The sequence below is a fragment of the Herpetosiphon giganteus genome, assembly GCF_016907925.1.
Lineage (GTDB): Bacteria > Chloroflexota > Chloroflexia > Chloroflexales > Herpetosiphonaceae > Herpetosiphon > Herpetosiphon giganteus.
In genome coordinates this window covers 273,497-294,828 of record NZ_JAFBCZ010000003.1, presented here as the reverse complement: position 1 = coordinate 294,828, position 21,332 = coordinate 273,497, and the positions used below count along the sequence as shown (strand labels likewise).

Annotated in this window: 17 protein-coding genes and 1 other RNA gene; 9 read left to right on the top strand and 9 right to left on the bottom strand. The window is 51.2% G+C overall.

All coding sequences use genetic code 11. From position 1 onward, the window contains the following. The first annotated feature begins 84 nt into the window (after positions 1-84). The 3 genes from JOD20_RS04225 (at position 85) to JOD20_RS04215 (ending at position 3,201) form a co-directional block, all read left to right on the top strand. Entirely contained in the window at positions 85-558 is a 474-nt protein-coding gene (locus JOD20_RS04225; RefSeq protein ID WP_204754065.1) for a MarR family winged helix-turn-helix transcriptional regulator, read from the top strand. 27 nt (positions 559-585) lie between these two features. After that, on the top strand, positions 586-1,362 hold the full coding sequence (gene hisN, locus JOD20_RS04220; protein ID WP_204754064.1) for a histidinol-phosphatase: 777 nt from the start codon (positions 586-588) through the stop codon (positions 1,360-1,362). Positions 1,363-1,428: 66 nt separating this feature from the next. Beyond that, positions 1,429-3,201: a serine/threonine protein kinase gene (locus JOD20_RS04215; protein ID WP_204754063.1), complete on the top strand. Its 1,773-nt coding sequence runs from the start codon at positions 1,429-1,431 to the stop codon at positions 3,199-3,201. Positions 3,202-3,244: 43 nt separating this feature from the next. Here the strand turns inward: JOD20_RS04215 and ssrA are convergent. Further along, positions 3,245-3,603: a transfer-messenger RNA gene (gene ssrA, locus JOD20_RS04210) on the bottom strand. 656 nt (positions 3,604-4,259) lie between these two features. On the opposite strand from ssrA, the gene JOD20_RS04205 reads away from it, so the two are divergent. After that, entirely contained in the window at positions 4,260-4,559 is a 300-nt protein-coding gene (locus JOD20_RS04205; protein ID WP_204754062.1) for a hypothetical protein, read from the top strand. Here JOD20_RS04205 and JOD20_RS04200 read toward each other — a convergent pair. Beyond that, on the bottom strand, positions 4,499-5,044 hold the full coding sequence (locus JOD20_RS04200) for an NUDIX hydrolase (RefSeq protein ID WP_204754061.1): 546 nt from the start codon (positions 5,042-5,044) through the stop codon (positions 4,499-4,501). The genes JOD20_RS04205 and JOD20_RS04200 overlap by 61 nt on opposite strands. Positions 5,045-5,160: 116 nt before the next feature. Between JOD20_RS04200 and JOD20_RS04195 the strand changes: the two genes are divergently transcribed. The 3 genes from JOD20_RS04195 (at position 5,161) to JOD20_RS04185 (ending at position 9,004) form a co-directional block, all read left to right on the top strand. Continuing rightward, positions 5,161-6,339, top strand: a complete 1,179-nt coding sequence (locus JOD20_RS04195) for a DegT/DnrJ/EryC1/StrS family aminotransferase (RefSeq protein WP_204754060.1) — start codon at positions 5,161-5,163, stop codon at positions 6,337-6,339. 176 nt (positions 6,340-6,515) lie between these two features. Continuing rightward, a complete protein-coding gene (locus tag JOD20_RS04190; protein ID WP_204754059.1) occupies positions 6,516-8,021 on the top strand; it encodes an SDR family oxidoreductase in 1,506 nt (501 codons plus the stop codon). After that, positions 7,988-9,004: a nucleotidyltransferase family protein gene (locus JOD20_RS04185; protein ID WP_204754058.1), complete on the top strand. Its 1,017-nt coding sequence runs from the start codon at positions 7,988-7,990 to the stop codon at positions 9,002-9,004. Before JOD20_RS04190 ends, JOD20_RS04185 begins: the two co-directional genes overlap by 34 nt. 45 nt (positions 9,005-9,049) lie before the next feature. Here the strand turns inward: JOD20_RS04185 and JOD20_RS04180 are convergent, their stop codons facing one another. Both JOD20_RS04180 and JOD20_RS04175 read right to left on the bottom strand, forming a co-directional pair. Beyond that, positions 9,050-11,566 carry a heavy metal translocating P-type ATPase gene (locus JOD20_RS04180; RefSeq protein WP_204754057.1) on the bottom strand — a complete coding sequence of 839 codons (2,517 nt, stop codon included), beginning with the start codon at positions 11,564-11,566 and terminating at the stop codon, positions 9,050-9,052. 73 nt (positions 11,567-11,639) lie between these two features. Then, a complete protein-coding gene (locus JOD20_RS04175) occupies positions 11,640-11,870 on the bottom strand; it encodes a heavy-metal-associated domain-containing protein (RefSeq protein WP_204754056.1) in 231 nt (76 codons plus the stop codon). A gap of 458 nt (positions 11,871-12,328) precedes the next feature. Between JOD20_RS04175 and JOD20_RS04170 the strand changes: the two genes are divergently transcribed. Further along, positions 12,329-13,474: a glycosyltransferase family 4 protein gene (locus tag JOD20_RS04170; RefSeq protein WP_204754055.1), complete on the top strand. Its 1,146-nt coding sequence runs from the start codon at positions 12,329-12,331 to the stop codon at positions 13,472-13,474. 141 nt (positions 13,475-13,615) lie between these two features. Further along, on the top strand, positions 13,616-13,822 hold the full coding sequence (locus JOD20_RS04165; protein WP_164689660.1) for a helix-turn-helix domain-containing protein: 207 nt from the start codon (positions 13,616-13,618) through the stop codon (positions 13,820-13,822). Positions 13,823-13,933: 111 nt separating this feature from the next. Here JOD20_RS04165 and ubiE read toward each other — a convergent pair whose 3' ends face one another. From ubiE to JOD20_RS04140, 5 genes are all read right to left on the bottom strand, one after another. Next, positions 13,934-14,644: a bifunctional demethylmenaquinone methyltransferase/2-methoxy-6-polyprenyl-1,4-benzoquinol methylase UbiE gene (ubiE, locus tag JOD20_RS04160; protein WP_204754054.1), complete on the bottom strand. Its 711-nt coding sequence runs from the start codon at positions 14,642-14,644 to the stop codon at positions 13,934-13,936. Continuing rightward, entirely contained in the window at positions 14,644-15,243 is a 600-nt protein-coding gene (locus tag JOD20_RS04155; RefSeq protein ID WP_204754053.1) for a UbiX family flavin prenyltransferase, read from the bottom strand. Before JOD20_RS04155 ends, ubiE begins: the two co-directional genes overlap by 1 nt. After that, positions 15,236-17,569, bottom strand: a complete 2,334-nt coding sequence (locus JOD20_RS04150) for an RNA-binding domain-containing protein (protein WP_204754052.1) — start codon at positions 17,567-17,569, stop codon at positions 15,236-15,238. Before JOD20_RS04150 ends, JOD20_RS04155 begins: the two co-directional genes overlap by 8 nt. 433 nt (positions 17,570-18,002) lie before the next feature. Continuing rightward, complete coding sequence (locus tag JOD20_RS04145; protein WP_204754051.1) at positions 18,003-18,728, bottom strand: metal-dependent hydrolase; 726 nt, start codon at positions 18,726-18,728, stop codon at positions 18,003-18,005. 44 nt (positions 18,729-18,772) lie between these two features. Further along, positions 18,773-20,623, bottom strand: a complete 1,851-nt coding sequence (locus JOD20_RS04140) for a TIM-barrel domain-containing protein (protein ID WP_204754050.1) — start codon at positions 20,621-20,623, stop codon at positions 18,773-18,775. Positions 20,624-21,332: the final 709 nt, after the last annotated feature.

Sequence of the window (21,332 nt, the reverse complement as noted above, 5' to 3'; positions counted from 1 at the left end):
GTGAATTTTGTGTCAAGATGCCAATCGCCCTAAAGTGGCATGGTACTGTGGTTTTTCACAATTGTTCACAACAAGGAAATCTTTATGGAAGATGAACATCGTAGTTCACTACTCAGCTCAATCTCCGATATGATTCGCCAATTGACTTGGCTCTCGCATCGCCAAAGCAGCCAAACTATGGAACGCTTGGGCTTGACGCTTTCGCAGGCAATTTTATTAATTGCCCTCGATGCCCACCAAGGCCGCGCCAGCATGAGTGACCTTGGGCGCATTACTCAGCATGCACCCGCCACATTAACCGGCATTGTTGATCGGCTGATCAACAACGATTTGGTGGCTCGCGAGCGCGACGAACAAGATCGTCGCGTAGTGTTCGTAGAGCTTACGGATGCAGGGCGCAAAAAGATTGAATCAATCAATGCTGAACGCTATCGCGATATGTCGCAGCTGATGGAGCAATTCGATAATCAGGAATTGGCGCTTTTGGCCGATATTGTGCAGCGCTTTGTGCAAGAACTTGCTCGTTTGGATGCTGCCAACTACCATGGCTCACGCTAATTGTGTTGCTATGGAAGGATGCAAGCCATGCCAAGTTTGCGCGAATTGTTGGATGTTGCGAGCGAAGCTGCCTATTTAGGTGGTCGGCGCACGCTGGCCTATTTTGGGGCCGATGTTCAGGTTGAAACCAAAGGCGATTCGACTCCGGTTACTCGCGCCGATCGCGAAGCCGAAACGATCATTCGGGAATGTATTGGGCGCTATTTTCCAAGCCATACGATTATTGGCGAGGAACATGGCGAACAACAGGGCGATGCTGATTATCGCTGGATTATCGACCCAATTGATGGTACTAAAACCTTTATTCATGGCGTGCCGTTTTATGGCGTGCTGATTGGGCTAGAAGTCAAAGGCCAAGCCAGTGTGGGCGCAGTCTATTTGCCAGCCTTCGATGAGATGCTAGCGGCGGCTGATGGTTTGGGCTGTAGCTGGAATGGGCGGCCAGCGCATGTGAGCAAGGTCGACACGCTAGCTGAGGCCACATTGCTCACGACCTCGGTAACTTCGGCCATGAAACGCTCTGATGCCTACGCGCAACTGGTGAGCAAAACCAAACTTCAGCGCACCTGGGGCGATTGCTATGGCTACGTGTTGGTGGCAACTGGGCGGGCCGAAATTATGCTTGATCCTGCCATGAATCCGTGGGATTGCGCGCCATTGCTGCCAATTTTGCGCGAGGCTGGCGGCCATTTTACAACCTGGGCTGGCGAGGCCAGCATTTGGGGGGCAGATGCGGTGGCGACGAATGCAGCGTTGCAGCAAGAAGTTTTGGCAATCTTGGCCAATGAACGCCGCCAGCAGTAGCCACCTTTTGGGCAAAGTTGCGTAAACGTGTATCATACGTGAAAAGCCTTTAATTGAGACCAATCTATGCAATGTCCTGCGTGTGGCACAACCGTGGCTAATGCCCAAAGCTCTAGCTGTGATCAATGTAACGCACCGCTACCTCAACTGCTGGTAGCTGGTGCGTTGATTATGGGTCAATATCGGGTACTTCAACCCTTGCGCGAGGGTGGCACTGGCCAAATCTACCTTGCCGAAGATACCCGTACCTTCAATCGGCAATGTATTTTGAAGCGCACGCAACTCCAAGGCGGCAGCGAATCGCGGCGCATGTTTGCCACCGAAGCTGAGCTGCTAACCAAGCTCCGCCATCCCCAAATTCCCCAAGTTTTTGCCTATTTTGAGGAAGACGGGGTTGCCACAATTGTGATGGAATATGTGGCAGGTCGTGATTTGGAGTATGGGCTAAGCCATATTCTGGTTGATGGCAGCTTTATGGCGGGTAAGGCTCGGCCATTCGAGCAAGTGCTGCGTGATGGGATTGTGGTATGCAAAATTTTGGAATATTTGCATGGCCTCAAGCCACCAATTGTCCATGGCGATATTAAGCCCGCCAATTTGATTCGTGATCGTGAGAGTAACGAGTTATTTTTGGTCGATTTTGGCGCAGCCGCAATTAGCGGTGCAGGCAAAACCTATGGCACGCCTGGCTATGCCGCGCCTGAGCAATATCGCAATCAGCGCTATCCTGCCAGCGATATTTATAATTTAGCCGCCACCATCTATCAACTGCTCACTGACGATGATCCAACCCAACACCCGTTACACTTCCCGAAATTAACCAGCTTGCCCCAACGCATGCAACAAGTGCTTGGCCGCGCGTTGCATGAAGATTTAAGCCAACGGCCAAATGCCACCATTTTCCGCGATTTGCTTGAGGAAACGCTTGAGCCAACGCTTGTGCAGCCGTTTAAGTTTCCGAGTGGAGTCACGCCCTATAATGGCCATGATTTGGCCCAGGCGATTCAGGCCGATTGGGGCTATGGCTTGCATGCCTTGGTCAACGGCGATCTGAATACATGGTTGCGTCAGCATCAACACACGGAATTGGCGATCAAAGTTCATCGCATGCTGGTGCAAAACGAACGTCCAGAGCGGGTGCTTGATTTTTTGGTTGGAAGCTTAGCGCCGAATCTATTGGCTGCTGAAGTTAAATTTGAATACAACACCGTGATGTTGCCGTTGGATGGTATGACCGCCACGCCATTGACGGTTACGGCGCGCAATCGGGCAGCGCATATTAAGGCCGTCGATGCACCTGGCTGGTTGCAAGTTGGGCCACCAGAGCTTTACGTCGTGCCCGATCAACCCCAACAGTTTCAATTTGGCCTCGATCTTGATCGTAACCCAATGCCTGGTCAATCTGCGAGCGTAAGCTTTGAAATTCGGATTGGCACTGAAAAACCGCAGCGGCGCAAATTGAAGATTCAACTCGCCCAAGGCACGCTGCCCAAGCCAGATACCGGCGATTTATGGCCCTTGATTGCTGGCTTTGGCGGCGGTGCTGTATTTCTGAGCATCGTTTTGGCGGTAGTCTATTATCCCAACAACAGCCTCTTGATTGAGGCAGCAGTTGGCGCATTAATTGGCATTATTTGGGCGATGATGTTTGCTGAGCGCAAACATGATGTGATTATTCAGTTGCTGTTGAGCATTGGTGGGGCGTTGTTAGCAGGCAGCGTGTATGCGATTTATATTTTCGGAGCGTTTAATCCATTTTCATTAACTGCCTTCTTTTATGCTTTAGGCGGCAGCTTAGGGAGTAATGCCATCTATCAATACTTTTTTAAACAGCTCTAAAACAACAAATCCAGCCATTGAAGTGGCTGGATTTGCTTGATCTTGGTGGAGATGGCGGGAATCGAACCCGCGTCCAAAAAGTTAAACCGCAAGCATCTACAAGCGTAGTCTATTGATTAAATCTTATCGTAGCACCACCCGATAGACAAAGCGGGCCACGACCAGCCTGTTAATCTTAGCCCCTAGCCCACAGACATAACTAAGGGAGCGACCCGACTAAATGTCGCCGCTACAAGCCCATCGGGCTGAGGCTAGTAGAGGCGTGTTGCCTTAATTAGGCAGCAAGCGCTACAGGAGCGCGGAAAGTGTTTTTGCCAGTTAATGGCGTTGCCGATTTAACGAGGCTCAGCGTCTCGGCTTGCCACTTACGATCGGCCCTCCCTGTCGAAACCAAGCATCCCCAGGTAGTAGGCCTCTGCGTTCGAGGTCTTTGTATTATAGCATACTCATCACGACTATTTATAAGACTTTTGTTGGAATTGGTATGTTTGGGGATCGGGGGTTAGATGTTAGGGATCAGGAACCACGAAGAACACGAAGTTCGCGAAGAGCATGAGGCTATAGGCTCTAGGCGTTTGGCTAGCGGAAATCATTGGGGTTGGCAACAGATGGTTGGTACAGCACGGGATTCCGATCCCCAGCCCCTGGCCCTTACAAGGGTTGGTTTTGAGCGATTGGTCGGCGGTGGAGCGTTCCCTCACCCCAACCCCCTCTCCCACGAAAACGCGGGCGAGGGGGAGCACCAATGTTTACTACAAATCATGCAACAACCACGCCATTAAAGCCCCTCGCCCGTTGGACGGGAGAGGGGTTGAGGTGAGGGGGATCGTAACAACCTACCCTTGAAAGAACCGCTGGCACCCGCCCCCCATCCTCAGACTTTTGATGGAATCTTAAAAGCTGCTTGCTGGCCTTGATTAAAGCCAAGGCTTGGCTTTTAGGGCTTTGGGAACAAACAAAGCCCATGATCCGTTTGATGGATACTTGGATCCAGGCCTGCGAAGCCCAAAAAGCTTTATGGTATGATGCGACACAATTACGCAATGAGGGTTCCGGTTATGACAATAGTAGATACTCCTCCTCCGAATACGGCGCGGGTTTTGCTTGATGGCGATTTGTTGGTCAACAAAATCAAAGTGCCAGTGCTCATTTCCGCAGGCAATCATCGCTTGGTTGTGTTGCAATCGCAAGCACTCTACGATATTAAAGTTGGCGATAGCGGCATGTTGGTCAGCGAAGCTCGCGGCCAGCAAGAAGTGCTGATTAGCGATATTGATCGGTTGGCCATGGTAATGCGTTATGAATTATCAACCCCAGCCCCTAGCGACGACGATTTTGTGCTGCCATCGCCAGAATAAAGCTGGCGAATTATGGTCGTTGGTGGCTGAATCAATTCATTGGCAATAATCTGGCGTGGGCAATCTTGCCAATTGTGCTGATAATCGCTTGCTAAAATCGAGCGCAGCCATTGGGGATACAACTCGGCCAAATTGCTATCGAGGCTGAGCCAATCGGCATACATTGTTGGTTCCTCGCGAGAGCGCACCACAACCATGGGATCTTGCAAGTGCGCTCGGTAATAAAACACGATTTCGTGTTTGGGCTTGGGCTTTTTGCGCCCAGCCATAAACATGCCCTCGGCAATATACACCAACCGCTCCAGCTGAATTGCCACCCCAAATTCTTCGGCAAACTCACGCACCACACATGCTTCGGTCGTCTCACCCACTTCGAGGTGACCACCTGGTAAGGCACAATAACTGCTGCCTTGCTGCTCAGAGCGATGCACCAGCACTTGTTGATTGCGGATAATAATCGCCGCGACGCGCACAAAAAACTTCATTCGATAACCTCCCATAACGAAAGCACTAATCGTTGCCCAAAACCCAAAGGGGATAGCCAGCATTTGCGCGTTTATGCTATCCTGAAGTGAATCATACCTAGGAAAGAGTGTCGTTTATGGCTGATTTACGTCCTGCAATTCTTGGCGGTACGCCTTTGGCAACGTCGCCAATTCGCTTAGTTCGTCCTGTTTTGCCTGAGTTTGCAACCTTAGCCCCAGCTGTTGAGCAAACATTAATTAGCGGAATGGTCACCAAGGGCCAACATTTGGCTGCCTTTGAACAAGCCGTTGCCGACCATCTCGGGGTTGCCCATGCAATTGCGGTTTCAAGTTGTACAACTGGTTTGGCCTTAACGTACCGTGCCTTGGGCTTAAACGGGCCAGTGATCGTGCCAAGCTTTACTTTTATGGCAACCGTCAGTGCCTTGATTTGGGCAGGCGCAACCCCGCGCTTTGTCGACATCGACCCAGCAACGACCAATATTGATGTTAAGGCAGTACGGGCGGCGCTTACGCCAGAGGTTCAGGCAATCGTTGCAGTCCACAATTTTGGCAATCCGGCAGCAATTGCCGAGCTTGAAGCGCTGGCCAACGAGGCTGGCATTCCCTTAATTTTCGATGCAGCCCATGGATTTGGAGCACAATACAACGGGCAACCTGTTGGCGGATTTGGCACCGCTGAATGTTTTAGCCTTAGCCCAACCAAGCTCTTGATTGCTGGCGAGGGCGGCATTGTCGCCACCAACAACGACGAATTGGCTCACAAAATTCGCACAGGCCGCGAATATGGCAACGATGGCAAGTATGGCAGCGATTGGGCTGGGCTGAATGCTCGCATGGCCGAATATAACGCCATTATGGGCCGCCATAGCCTTGATCAACTAGAGCAAGCAGCCCGCCAGCGCAGCCAATATGCAGCCTTATATTGGGCAGCCTTGTTTGCCACACCTGGAATTGATTTTCAAGCGGTGCGTCCAAGCGATCGCTGTTCCTACAAAGATTATTCAATTACCATCGACGAAACCTACTTTGGTTTGAGCCGCGACATGCTGCGCCAAGCGCTGGCTGCCGAGGGGATTGAAACCCGCGCCTACTACGATCCGCCAGTTCATCGCCATGCAGCCTATGCCCAATTTGCGCCAGCCGAGGGTAGCCTGCCCAAAACTGATTGGTTGGCAAAGGCCAGTTTAAGCTTGCCAATGCACTCCGAAATGGAGTTCGACACAATCGAAACCATCTGCAATGCAATCAAGCTGATTTGCGCCTATGGCGAGGAAATCGCCGCCAGCCAATAGTGCTCTGGCTATAGGCTATAGGCTATGGGCTATTTTGGGGAGTTCCAAACGCTTCTTTGCTTCAAAAAAACAAGGTTAAGGCTCAAATAAATGGGCGATAGGCACTCAAAACCATTCCTAGAGCCTATCGCCCATAGCCTATAGCCAATTATTGCAACTAGGAAAGGAGCACTGCCTTGAAATTTTCACGCGCAATTGCAACAAGGCTGTTGGTCGATGCAATCTTGATTAATAGCGGCTTGCTCTTGGCCTTTGTGGTGCGCTATATCACGATTGTGCTGCACGAGCCACATTTAGCCGAACGCTTGATTTTGGATTATCGCAACCAATTTTTGAGCACCAGTTGGTTATTGACCAGCCTTGGCCTAGGCTTGCTCTGGATGTTTGGGGTTTATCATCACGTGCGCAGTTATGCGCGGCGCTTCAAAATCATCACCTTGTTGCAAGCCACCACCTTAGCCCATCTTGCCTATGGATTTAGCTTTTTCTTTCTGCGCTTCTTGCCGTTTGTTCCGCGTGGGGTTGTGGTGCTGAGCTGGGTCTTTAGCTCGGGGTTGATTATTGGTATTCGGATTGCGCGCAATGTGGTGCTCGCCGTCGATGCCTTGGAACGTCAAACGCCCAAAGCTGATCAGCCGATTAAGCATGTGTTGGTAATTGGCGGGGCGGGCTATATTGGCTCGTTGGTGCTGCGCCGCTTGCTCAATCAAGGCTATCATGTGCGCTTGGTTGACTCGCTGATGTATGGCGATGGCGCGATTCGCGAGTTGTACAATCACCCGCAATTTGAGTTTGTGCATGGCGATATGCGCCACATCGAAACTGTCGTGCGCTCGCTGGTTGGCATGGATGCGGTGATTCACCTTGGGGCGATTGTTGGCGATCCAGCCTGCGCGATTGATGCAGATTTCAGCACCGAAATTAATCTGATTGCCACCCGAATGTTGGCTGAAGCCTGCAAAGGCTATGGCATTCGGCGCTTTATTTTTGCCTCGACCTGTAGCGTCTATGGCGCGTCTGATGAATTGCTCGACGAGCGTTCGGCGCTCAATCCGGTTTCGCTCTACGCTCAAACCAAAATCGATTCAGAGACGATTTTGTTGGGCTTGGCCGACCAGCAATTTGCCCCCACGATTCTGCGTTTTTCAACGATTTATGGCTTGTCGCCACGGCCACGCTTTGATTTGGTGGTCAATTTGCTTACCGCCAAAGCTGTACGCGAAGGCAAAATCACGGTCTTTGGCGGCGATCAATGGCGGCCATTTGTCCATGCCGATGATGCAGCCCGCGCGGTTGTGATGAGCTTAAATGCGCCACTGGCAGCGGTGCGCGGCGAGATTTTCAATGTTGGCTCGGATGCGCAAAACTATACGATCAGCGCAATCGGCGAATTAATTGGCCAATTGATTCCTGAGGCTGAGTTGGTGTTGCAAGGCAGCGATGTTGATAAGCGTAATTATCGCGTTTCGTTCGCCAAAATTGCCAAAGTGCTCAATTTCAGCCCGCAGTACACAGTTGAAGATGGCGTGCGCGAAATCGAAGCAGCCTTGCGCAAAGGCACGATTGGCGATTATTACGACTCAGCCTACAACAACCATAAATTCCTGACCAACGTTGATAATGCGCCATTGCTACGCTTGGAAACGCCGTGGGTCAACCAGCGCGAATCAATCAAGCAATGAGCCAACCTGCGTTGGCGTTGTTGATAGCGGCGTGGTCGAGCCAGCCACAGCCAAATTTAGCCGAATTATGCGCTGCCTGCGGCCCCAACGATTGGCAAATGCTCGCAGCATTAGCTGATTATCACGAGGTCGAGGGCTTGCTCTGGTTTGGATTGCGCCAACAAGCCTTGCCAGCTGCCTTGGCTGAACATTGGCGCGAACGCTATTACCTCGCAGCCTTGCGCAACGATTTGCGCTTGGAAGAATTCCAGCGCATTCAACATATGCTCAAGGCTGAATCAATCGAGGTAGCGTTGCTCAAAGGTATGGCCTTCGCCCCAACGATCTATCGCTCGCTTGGCCAGCGCCAAATGGGTGATATTGATCTCTTGATTCGGCGCGATGAATTGCAACGTGCCTGCGCGGTGTTGTTTGCTGCTGGCTACGGCCTCAGCGAATATACAATCAATACATGGCCGCAACAGCAGCGCAGTGGTGGCGAAGTACGCTTGCAAACTGCGAACGGCGCGACGCTGGAACTGCATTGGTGGCTGTTTGCTGGCCATTGGTCGCGCTGGGCTAGCTTGCATGCCTATCCGGCTTGGCAGATTCAGCATATTCAATATCAATCATTCATGCTGCCAGTTTTGGAGCCGATCAGCCAACTGCTGCACACAGCCCATCACTTGGTGATTGGCAATCAATTTGGCGCTGGCATTGGCCGTATGCTGGCTGATATTGATCGCTTGCTTGCAACCTATGAATTCGACTGGCAGCAAGTTTGGCACGAAGCTCAACGTTGGAGCTTGGCGCATGTACTTTGGGGAGTTTTGCGCTTGGCCGAGCAATGGTTTAATTCAGCAATTGAATGGCATTGGCAACCGCAGACTTGGCGCAAATTGGCTTTAGAAACATTATTGCCAAGCCAAAAACTGTTGCGTGGCGCAGATCCGCGTTTGCGGGCTTGGTGGCGCTACGCCATTTTGGCCAGTGCTTGGGGCTAAAAAAATAGGAGCTTCATCAACTGATGAAGCTCCTGTTGCTGTTGATTAGGCGCGAGCTGGTTGGAGCGGCTCGTTGGTTGAGCTAGGCTGAGCATTCGGCAATGTGGCAGCCCGTTTCAAACGCAGCGAGTTGGTAATGACAAACACCGATGAGAAGGCCATCGCGCCAGCTGCCAAGAGCGGCGAAAGTTGCCAGCCAGTTAGGTTGTAGAACACGCCCGCAGCAATTGGAATCCCAATCACGTTGTAGATAAAGGCCCAGAACAGATTCCAGCGAATCGTGGTCATGGTGCGGCGCGAAAGCTCAATCGCTTGGGCCACGCCCACCAAATCGCCACGCAGCAAGGTAATATCGCTGGCTTCGATTGCCACATCAGTGCCAGTGCCAATCGCCACCCCAACATCGGCTTGAGCCAAGGCTGGCGCATCGTTCACGCCATCGCCAACCATCGCTACCAAGCCACCTTCTGCTTGCAATTGCTTGATTTTGGCAGCTTTGTCTGCTGGCAGTACATCGGCAATCACATGCTCAACGCCTGCTTCGCGGCCAATCGCTTCGGCGGTACGTTGATTATCGCCAGTCAACATCACAACTTTCAAGCCCAAATTGCGCAATTGTTTGATTGCCGCAGGCGAAGAAGCTTTGATCGTATCGGCAACCGCCAACACGCCAGCAAGCTGTTGATCAACCACCACAACCATTGCGGTTTTGCCTTCGGATTGCCATTGATCGATCGTTGATTGAAGAGCGCTCAAATCGTAGCCTTGCTCGCGAACCAAGCGCGGGCTGCCAATCACAACTTTTTGCTGATTGACCTCGGCTTCGATGCCACCGCCAACAATTGCCTTGAAGTTTGTAGTTTGGCCAAGGGTTGCGCCGCGCGCAGTTGCGCCTTGCACAATCGCCTTGCCCAGTGGATGCTCGGAGCCACGTTCGGCGGTTGCAGCGAGGCTCAGCAAATTAGCCTCATCAGCCAAGGCCAGAATATTGGTCAAGGTTGGCTTGCCTTCGGTAATCGTGCCAGTTTTATCGAGCACAATTGTTTGCAAGCGCACGGCACGCTCTAGGCTCTCGGCGTTTTTGATCAAAATGCCATGTTGTGCGCCAACTCCAGTGCCAACCATAATTGCCGTCGGCGTGGCCAAGCCCAAAGCACATGGGCAGGCAATCACCAACACAGCAACGGCAAAGATCAGCGATTGGGTAAAGCCAACGCCACCAACCCAATACCACAGCCCAAAGGTCAGCAAGGCAATCACGATCACAATCGGCACAAACACGCCCGAAATTTGGTCGGCTAGGCGCTGAATTGGCGCTTTGGAGCCTTGGGCTGCTTTGACTAAGTTGACGATTTGGGCTAAAGCGCTGGCCTTGCCAACCGCCGTGGCGCGTAATTGGAAACTGCCAGCATTGTTGAGCGTCGCGCCAAACACGCTATCGCCAACCCGTTTTTCAACTGGCAACGATTCGCCAGTCAGCATCGATTCGTCAACCGCCGATTGGCCCATCGTCACAACGCCGTCAACCGGAATTTTCTCGCCAGGCCGCACAACGACAATCTCGCCAGCTCGAACCTCGGCCACTGCCAACTCAACCTCAACCCCGCCCCGCAAAACCCGCGCAGTTGGTGGTTGCAAATTAATCAAGGCGCGAATTGCCGATGAAGTGGCGCTTTTGGCTTTGGCTTCGAGATATTTACCAACCAAAATCAAGGCCACAATCATGGCGGCGGTTTCAAAGTAGACGTGGCCGCTGAGCTTGAACAGCAAAACCGCCAAACTAAAGCCATAGGCTGTCAGCGAGCCAAGCGCAATCAGCGTATCCATATTGGCGCTGCCATGCTTGAGGTTAACCCATGCTCCACGCAGAAAATCGCGGCCACTATAAAACACAACTGGAGTTGCCATCAGGCCAAACAGCCATGGCCAGAGGTTGTAGAACGCTGGCATATGATGGCCCATATCGCCCATATCGCGAGCGCTGCCCAGCCAAATTGGGCTAATCAGGCTGAAATCATGCATCATCGAGAGAATCATCAATGGCACTCCCAGCACGAGCGCCACCATCAGATTGGTGCGTTTGCGCTTGAGTTCAGCTTGGCGCGCTTGAGTTTCACTATCCTCAGCATCCTCATCTTCGCCAGTATCGATAACGCCATAGCCAGCTTTGCTAATTGCTGCTTTGATTTGCTCGAGGCTCGCCTGATCAGGCAGATAGCGGATACTTGCGCTTTCGGTTGCCAAATTGACCGTTGCATCCAATACGCCATCGACTTTGCGCGCAGCTTTTTCAACCCGCGTCACACAAGCGGCGCAGGTCATGCCCGTGATTGGCAAGGTGCGTTCGGCGGTAATTACGCCATAGCCGCCTTTTTCGACTGCTGCAATTAAGCTGGTCGGCGTAACAGCCGCCGGATCAAACGCAACGGTCGCTGATTCGCTAGCTAAATTGACGCTGGCCTCAGCAACGCCGCTTACTTTTTTCAAATTACGTTCGACGCGAGTTACACAAGCGGCGCAGGTCATGCCGGTCACTGGCAACGTAAGAGTCTTTGTATCCATAACTATACCTTCAGATCTGGCGCAGTGAGTGGGATGGCGGGCTGACTGCGCAACCCGACCCAGCCACAAGCCCCTAATTTAATGGAATTGAATTTGCGAATGGCGAAACATCGTAGCCAGCTTCGCTGATTGCCGTCACTAACTGGTCGCGGCTCACTTGCGCGTTGCTTTCAACTTTGACGGTTTTGCTCGCCAAATCGACAACCACATTCTGAACCCCAGCCACGGCGCTTACTTCGTTGTTGATGGCGTTGACACAGTGTTGGCATGAGATGCCTGGAACGTTGAAGTTTTCGGTTTTCATTGCTTACTCCTTATTGATCACCCCCCCACCCAGGGGGGGTATATCTAAACCATAACACGCTGTTTCGGGCTTGTCAATCAAATTAGCAGCAAATTTAGCAGAATGTCAATTGGTTGGGGACTAGAGAACATAGAACATAGAGCATAGAGCATAGGGGTCAGGGGCTAGGGGTTAGGGGTCGGGAGCTAGCAGAATATCATTCGTGGCTCTTCGTGGATAAGAATTTAACGCAGAGGCGCAGAGTAACCTAAGGATGAAGGATGAGGGATGAATGCAAAAATCAAAAATCAAAAGGCAGAAGCCCCAAAGCCGATAGCTCAAAGCCATTTCCCCTTCGTGCTCTTCGTGTCCTTCGCGGTTGCAGATCCCTGACACCTGCCCCCTAATCCCTAACGTTTCTGCTTGACATTTTGGCGATCGTGACGAAGATTGAACCAGAATTGTGTTGAGGTTGCACTATGAAAATTGGCTTTGTCTTTGATGATCACATGCACCGCATTGGTGGCATTCAGGTCTATATTCGTGGTTTGTACCATTATTTTGAGAGCCTAGGCCACGAGGTGGTGATTTTTGCTGGTGGCAGCCAGTTTGATAACGCCAAATTGGCCGAGCGGATTATTCCTTTGGGTATTTCGTTGCCAACTTATGGCAGCGGCTCGAATACTTCGTTGCCCATTTGCCTTGAATCAAATCGACGGTTGCGCGAGCTGTTAGAGGCCGAGAACTGCGATATTTTGCATATTCAGACTTTGCACTCGCCAACGATGGGCGGGCGAATTTTGGCAAATTCCAAGGCTTGCCATATCTCGACCTTTCATAATCGGGTTGATGAAGCGTGGAAATTGCAGGCTTTGCGCATGGCCAAGCATATCTTGCCCGATTTCTTTCGCCATGTGCATGGCCGAATTGCTGGTTCGCAAGCAGCAATGGAGACGGCGCAGGCAATTTTTGGCAAGCAAGATGAATATACGGTAATTGCGAGCGGCATCAATCTTGATCGCTTTGAGGATGCAGCCAACTTGCCCCGCCTGCGCCAATATGATGACGATAAAATTACCCTCTTTACGCTTGGCCGTTTGGAACAGCGCAAAGGTGTGGAGTATTTGCTGCGCGCGTATGCCTTGCTACAAAAAGATTATCCCAACCAACTGCGGCTGGTGATTGCTGGCGATGGGCCGTTGCGCGAGGAGTTGCAGGCCTTAGCCAAGCAATTGAATTTGAGCAATGTGGAATGGCTTGGCTATGTGACCGATTTGGCCTTGCCACATTTAATGGCAAGCGCCGATATTTTTTGTGCACCAGCGATTGGCCAAGAAAGTTTTGGCTATGTGATTGTCGAGGCAATGGCGCTTGGTTTGCCAGTCGTGGCAGCAGCTAATGCGGGCTATGCAGGCGTTTTGGTCAATCATCCAGGTAATTTAGCTGTGCCACCGCGCGATCCACGGGCGATGGCTGGGGCAATTGCCAGCTTTATCGCCAGCCCAGCAGCACGCAAAAAAATTGGCCAATCGAATCGCCAACAGGCCAAAGGCTATAGCTGGCAAGTCATTGGCGACCAAATTATGGAGTTTTACAAAAAAACTTTAGCCCAAACTGTGCAATAGTGCCAAGCGATTAAGCGCTTTTTTGTGTAGTTTGCATAACAGGTGCTTAATCTTTTTATGCTATAGTAAGGTCTATGCCAACGGTGGCAACGAACCCCAATGTGGTGGATTCTAACGATGAGCTATCTAGAGGAGGCGCATATGCGTTCCCATGATTATTCAATCGAAGAAGCCGCCGGATTAATGCAGCTTTCCGAAGATACCGTGCGGCGTTGGGTGAGCAAAAAGTTGATTGGCGCGTATCAACTTGGGCGTGGCTGGCGAATTTCCGAAGATGAGATTCAAAATATCTTGAAGGCGCGCTACGAAATGGAGCAAGAACGCCAATTTGCTCCAAGCGCTGCCTAGGTTTCAACTTTTTTGGCAGACAACCTAAAGCCTGCTGGATTCTTTACGAATCCAGCAGGCTTTTTTTAATTTCAGGCGCTGAGGTCTTAAACATCTCTCCTCGCAAGGTTTTTATTTGGTGGCGATATGCACGGCAACTGCGCCCAAGCCCAATTGCTTCCAGGTCACGTCGCGCCAGCCGCATTCGGCAATAATTTGGGCTAGCTCGGGTGGTTGGGGGAAGATTGATGCTGATTGGGGCAAGTAGGTATACGCCCGATTGTTGCCGCCAACGATGCTGCCAATAATTGGCACAATGTTGTTGAAATAGAATTGATGGCCCCAGCGTACCAAGGGATTTTTGGGCCGCGCAACTTCTAAACATGCCAATTTGCCGCCAGGCTTAGTAACACGCGCCATTTCGCTAAATCCTTGGCGAATATCCACGATGTTGCGCATGGCAAAGCCAGTCGTCACCATATCAAACGATTCATCGGCAAATGGCAAGTGCATACCATCGCCATTGACAAAGCTATGCTCAGTTGTATCTTGATCGCGCTTGGCTTGGCCCGCCGCCATCATCGCAAAGGTAAAATCCAGCCCAACCACGCCAATCTGCGGCATGGCGCGTTGCAAAATCGGCAGAAAATCGCCAGTGCCAGAGCCAACATCCAAGGCCCACGTGGCTTGGGTTTGCTTGATGCGTTTGGTTGCCCAACGTCGCCAGCCTTGATCCAGCCCAAAGGTCATCAGCCGATTCATCAGATCATAGCGCTCGGCAATGGCTGTGAACATGGCGTTGACATAGACTGCTTTCTCATCAGATTGTGGCAAGACAGACATTATTCAAGCTCCAAGCCAGCCCATTGCTGGTCACTATCAAGCTCAGGGCTTAGCCCCAAGGCAACTAAAGCGCGGGCGGCCACAAAATCGACGACTTCGGCAACCGTGGTCGGGCGAGCATAGAAATTGGGCATCGGCGGCACGAGCCGCACGCCGCGCTGCGATAAACGCAACATATTTTCCAAATGCACGCTCGAAAGCGGAGTTTCACGCGGGACGACGACTAAGCGCCGTCCCTCTTTTTGAGTGACATCGGCCACGCGCAACAGCAAATTGTTGGCGAGGCCAGCAGCCAAGGCTGCAACCGTGCCCATCGAACATGGCACAATCAGCATGCCATAGACCGGATACGAGCCGCTGGCAATCGTTGCCGCCTGATTATTGGGATTATGCTCGGTGATTAGGCCCGAAGCTTGCCAAGCAGTAACTGCTTCGGCCCAAGCTTCGCCTTGTTCTTGTCGCCAAACGATGCGTGCTGAGGAGGTGGCGATCAACTCAATTGGGTGTTCGAGCGCAATCAAGCGTTCGATTACCCGTTTGGCTAGTGCCGCACCGCTCGCACCGCTAACCCCAACTACCACCGGCAAACGCTTACTCATCGTCCCACAGCTCCAGCAATTCGCGCCATTCGTTTTCCAGCTCTTCGCGGCGCGCAGCATAGTAAATATGGTCAACGCCATCTTCATCGCGATAGACGAGATCGACTTGTGAGCGCATTGGCCGCATATAGCCAATATTGCCCCACCAGCGCACCGAGGCCTCGTCGATTGGCAGATCTTCGAGGAACATGCGGGCAGCATATTCGCGCACCGTACCTTGCTCAAGATCCAAATCGCGCCATGGGTCGCTAACCTCGCCGCTGCGCAAATTGCGGAAGCGGAAGGAGCGGCCAAAATCGCTTTCTTCCATGGCGACAACTTCGATGCCTGTGGTTGGCGGCTTGACCCGAATCAAATTGAGCCATGCTTCGGTCAATTTGGCGCGGGTTACATCGTTGAAGGTTTGGAAATCTTCATCTTCTTTGTTTTTCATGGCAAGGTCAAAGCGCATTTTTTCGTCGTTGCCATAGATGCGCCATAAGCCGCCACGGCCCTTCCAACGATATTTACGGTCGCCCCACGGCAGCCAATTATCTTCGTTGTCAGCTTCTGCATCGTCGATTGGTGGGCTAAAGCTGCGTGGCGCGCTGATTGGTGCATGATCGTCGTTATCGTTGGCATCAACTGCAAAACTATCGTTGATGCCGAGCAGCGAGCGCCAGCCTTCGCCAAGCCCCCACTCGGAAACGCCATAGAAAATATGGTCGATTACGCCTGAGGCATCGCGATGAATCAGATCGTATTTGGTGCGATTGCCTTGCTGGAAGGTGCGCCAAACGCCGAGCCGTCCATACCAACGCACATCTTCATTGAGATCGATTTTGGCATCGCGCAATTCTTCGTGGCGTGAGATGGCATAAGCCCACAACCCTTGAGCGCGATCGCGTTCAACGCCGGTGGTGGTGCGCAAATCACGTACTTCGTAGGTCCAAACTGAGTTGCGTTTTTGCTCGCTCACAATTTCGACCCCTGAACGTGGCAATTCCAGATCTTCACCATTATCAAGTGGCGACATCATGCTGCGAACCAAGGCGCGGCGGGACAATTGCAATAATTCTTCGCGGTTGGCGACCTGCGTTTGATCGTCGCGACGCACATACACTGCGCCATTGCTTGCAACATAGGGTGGCAATTCATCGGGCTTAACTTCAACCCGCACAACATCGCGTTCTTGATATTGCATTAATTCGAGGCTGAGGTTTGGTTGCGGGTCGAGGTGTTGGGCCACAAGCTGCTTAATTTGCTCGCTGATGCTGCTTGCTGAGACAGTTTGCTCGCCATCGGTGCCAATTAAGATCACCCCGCCATCAGCGTTGGCAAGCGCTGCCACATCGTGCCAAACTTGCGCCAGATACTCCTCGGTTGCCGGACGGGCAATTAAGTGGCGCGAATCGCCATTCAGTCGCACGTTATCAATCTCCCATTGCTTTTGGTCGCGGCGTGGCACGCGCACCTTATCGATTTGCTTGCTAGTAAACAAGGTTTTCAAGGCATCGAATGAGGCTTCGGGCAAGAGCGCCTCGAAATAGCGGTCGCCAACGCCATAGAGTTTTTTGCTTTCTTGGTCGTCGGCAGCGGCGCGACTGATGCGATGAGCATCGGAGCCTTGAATACAGAACATTGGCCGTTCGTAGTAGGTATGTTGGCCATTATAAAAGGTTGGGCTGAGGTAGCTTTCGTGTGAAGCGTAGAAATGGACAAATTCGAGAGCGTGTAAATAGGGGCTTTGGGTTGCAGCAACGCGAGATTGACCGCTATTGCCAAAGCGAATTGATTCGCTGACCACGCCAGAATGGGCATTAACGTGGGCTGCAATCACGATGCCCCCAGCCCGATTGATAATCTCATAGGCTTCGGTCACGTGTTTGGTGTTGGAGATTGAGCACGAGCCAGCCTTTAATTCTTGAGCTGGAATGCCCAATTGCAACAAGACAGCTTCGAGCACACTGAGCGGCGTGGTTGGGGCAAACAGGGCCAGAATATGCGAGCCATAGTGGCTGGTAAATTCAAAGCCTGGCAACACAGTCAATTGAGCCAGCAATTGTTGATATTCGCCGTAGCGTTCGCGCTCCTCGGGCGTACAGCGGTCGGCTTGCACAAAGCGTTCGAGTAAGGCTAACTCATCGCGAAATTGCTCATAGCCGCGAATCGTGTTGTGGTCGGTAAAGGCAATAATATCAAGTTGGTGGGCGGCGGCGGCCCGTAAAATATCGAGATAACTTACCTCAGGTTCGGCATAATCTTCAGATGCGGGCGTATGGATATGTAAATCTAAACGCATCCATCGCTCGGAAGGCGCAGATAACTGCTCATCGCTAAACGTCATTTTCCGTTTTACTCCATCAAGATCAATGTTTTTTCTTTTGCCAAAAACTCTCGACTTCTCGTGTCGATTTTGTTCGTCATGATACCTCAATCTGCTCAGAGCAGCAATTTACTTAAATTTGACCTCTGGGTCGCAAATATGTTCTATTGTTTCCCGTGAAACAATCACGCTTTGGCTTAAAGCAACTTAGTTATCAAGAAGTTATCCACAGCATGTGGATAACTTCGGTTAATTGCTAATGTGGAAAAGCTGTGGGAAATGTGTATAACTTGGCCAATTTAGACGCTAAGGTTAATTCGCGGTTAAGCGATTACGGATAATCGTGCATATGTTCACATGTGAGCCAACAAATTCGCACGCTAGACAAAAACAACGTGCTGTTGTTTAGGCAGCACGCTGTAATTCAGTGAGTTAAATGTTTCCCGTGAAACATTTAGGCTTGGTACGTCCACGATTGACTTGGTTGCAAGGCCACAATTTCTGTTTTCAACTCAAGCTTATTCAACTCGTTTTGCAAGGCTTCAGGGTTGCCATGCAAGGCAGGGAACGTGCCGTAATGCTCTGGAATTGCGAATTGCGAGCCGATTAATTTGAGGGAATGGGCTGCTTGGCGTGGCCCCATGGTATAAAAATCGCCAATTGGCAAGATTGTGACGTTGGGCTGATAGATTTCGCCCATTAAGGCCATATCGCTGTGGATACAAGTATCGCCCGTGACATAGACCACGCAGCCATCGGAAAATTCGAGGATAAAGCCACATGGATCGCCCAAATAGAGCGGAATACTGCCGTTAGTAATGCTGCTGCTGTGGTGAGCGGTGGTTAATGTTGCTTTGATGCCAGCAATTTCAATGCAACCACCTTTGTTGTAGCCAATACATTGTGTCGCATCGACACCTTGGCCTTGCACCCAGCCAATTAATTCGATCATGCCGGCAATTGGCGCTTTGCTTTGTTTGGCAAGCTCAACCGCGTTACCAGTGTGGTCGATATGACCGTGGGTGAGCAAAATCGCATCAACATGCTCAAGCTCTGCTTTGGCCGAAGCTGGAAAGCTTGGATTATGCTCATACCAAGGATCAAGAATAATCCGTTTGCCTTCGGGCGTGACGAATAGAAAGCTAGCGTGACCAAGCCAAGTGATGGTCGTGTTGGCCATGAAATGATCTCCTTACACACCAAATACGGCTACTCGCTAAAATTCTACCACAGCCGTTCGAATAAAGGCATGGTTTCCAAGGGCGCAGGATAATTGTAGAGCCAAGTTTCGCCATCGAATTTCTCGCCAGTCCAATAATCGCGCCAACCACCTTCGGGCAAGTAGATGTCGCGTTGGTAGCGGTTGGCTTGCAGAATTGGCGCTGCTAAATATTGCTCGCCAAACAACCATTGGTCGCCAATAAAGCGGGTGCTCGCATCGTCGGGGTAGTGCCACCACAAAGGCCGCACCAGCGGCGTGCCATCGGTTGTGGTTGCTTGCAATAATTCGGCAATATATGGCTCTAGCTCAGCGTGCAATTGCGCATAGCGCTGGCAAATTTGGCTGGTTTCGGCATCGTATTGCCAAGGCGCAATTGAGAATTGCATGGCCGGCAAGAGCGCGGTAACTTGCGTCCAACGAATTAGCAATTCGCGTTCAGGAAACTCACCATTATAAGCATTGCCGCCAATCATATCGGGCAACACGTAGGGATAGCCGATGACGCTCATGGCAAGGGCTTGAGTGACGACCGCATGCAAGCCATTATCCATGCCCCAGCGGCTCCATTTATCCCATTCGCGGAAGAAAATTGGCTGTTGTTGCGAGCGCCAACCAGTGCGTACCTCAGTCCATTGCCACGATTGAGCCACGAAGGCAACGTAGCGATCGCTATATTGATTGGGAGTCATTGGCAGATGGGTTTTGGCTTCGGCGGGCAAGAAATTACCTTCAGCACCATCGAATTTAAAGCCATCGATGCCGTACAAGCTTTGCAAACGGTCTAAGCCTGCTTGCCACCACGCCAACGCCGCTGGATTCGAAACATCCAACAGACCGCCCCAACCTTGCCACCAATGAGTCAAATAGGGTTGATCGTTGCCAGGATGTTTGACCAAATAGCCGTTGGCTGCTGCTTCGGCAAATGCTGCACTCTTGGGATCAAAAAATGGTGGAATCCACAAGGTTACTTTATAACCAAGCTGATGCAACTGATCGACCATTGCCTTGGGATCGGGAAACTTGCGCCGATCGAATTCTAAATCGCCATAAGCTGTTTGCCAGCGATCATCGATTTCGAGCACGGAGTATGGATACTGTTGATCGATGATTTCTTGGGCAAAGGCCAAGGTTTGAGCTTGATCGATATCCATTTTATAGCGTGCCCAGGTTGTCCAGATTGGCTTGCTGAACATGGCCAAGGGTGGCGCAGCTTTGGGATAGCCAAGTTTTTGAATAATCTGCTGGGCTGCGAGGCTCACATTCTCAGCAATCACCAGATCGAGCACCAAGCGTGTGCCTGCATAGTGAATTTCGCTGCCATCCAAGCCAGCGCCAAAAGGAGTTGGCGAAGGAAACTGCAATAGGCGAATGAGGCCAGCAGGATCGCTATCGATTGTGACGTGCAGCGGGCCAGTATCTTCGGCGACCATCAACGCCACGCCATTCGCGCCAATCCAAACTGGCGTAACAATATTAAGCGTGCCATCATCGGCGTGATCGTAGGTAATGAAGGGTTGGCTTTGCACGCCAGCCAAATTGAGCGGCCAACTTTGGATTACGCGTTCGCCCATGCCATACCACGAGCCTGCTGGCTGAATGCCGATTGCAAGACCAATTTGGGCAACTTGATGTTTCACGTGAAACACCAAGCGATAGCCAGTTGGTGTAGTTTCGAGGTTCAGTTCAAAGGTTTGGTTATCGAAGCTAGTGTATTGCACGGTATCGGGCTGGATTTGCACGCCCATTGCGGCAAACTGCGAGCCATATTGAGCCAAATAGGGCTGAATCGTCAGCACCTCTTCATCATCGCGGTGAAACACCAATAAGCCTGTTGATTCAAGGGTATATGTCATAAAAGCCTCAGGTAGTGATCAGTAGTTGCAATCTATTATAGTGGGAATAGAGAGCAGAGAGCATAGAGCATAGAACATAGGGGAAGGTATGAAGGATGAAGGCAAAGAGCAACGATTAACGCAGAGGCGCGAGAGAATGGCTATGGGCTATTTGTACTAGTTCATTCGGTTAACCACGGCTTGATCCCCTCACCCCAACCCCTCTCCCACGTGGCGGGCGAGGGGCTTTAACGCCGTGGTTCTTGCGCAATACGTCGGTAAAAACCAGTGCTCTCCCTCGCCCGCGTTCAGTGGGAGAGGGGGTTGGGAGGTGAGGGAACATAGTTGCCAATGCAATGAACTAATACATCTATGGGCTATCGGAAGATAATCACCATAATAAGTGCTCATCTATGGCTACAAATTGCTCTTTGTGGAATTCGTGCAATTCGTGGCTACCGTTTCACGTGAAACATGGTTGCTATCAAAATCGATCAAATTTTAGTTACCAATTGAGCTTTCAAAAAAGTCAAAACATCTACCAAATAAAACTATTTTATCCTTTTATAGCAATCTATTTTTATATTGGTTGTAAGTATTTTTACTTTATTTAAAACCTCGTTCGTTCAGTTGACAAAGTATTGGCAGTAGGCTATGATCGCAGCACCGCTAAAGTTTGTTTGACGACGCAACAAATCAAGGACAATGCAGTTCAAATAAAAACCCTTAC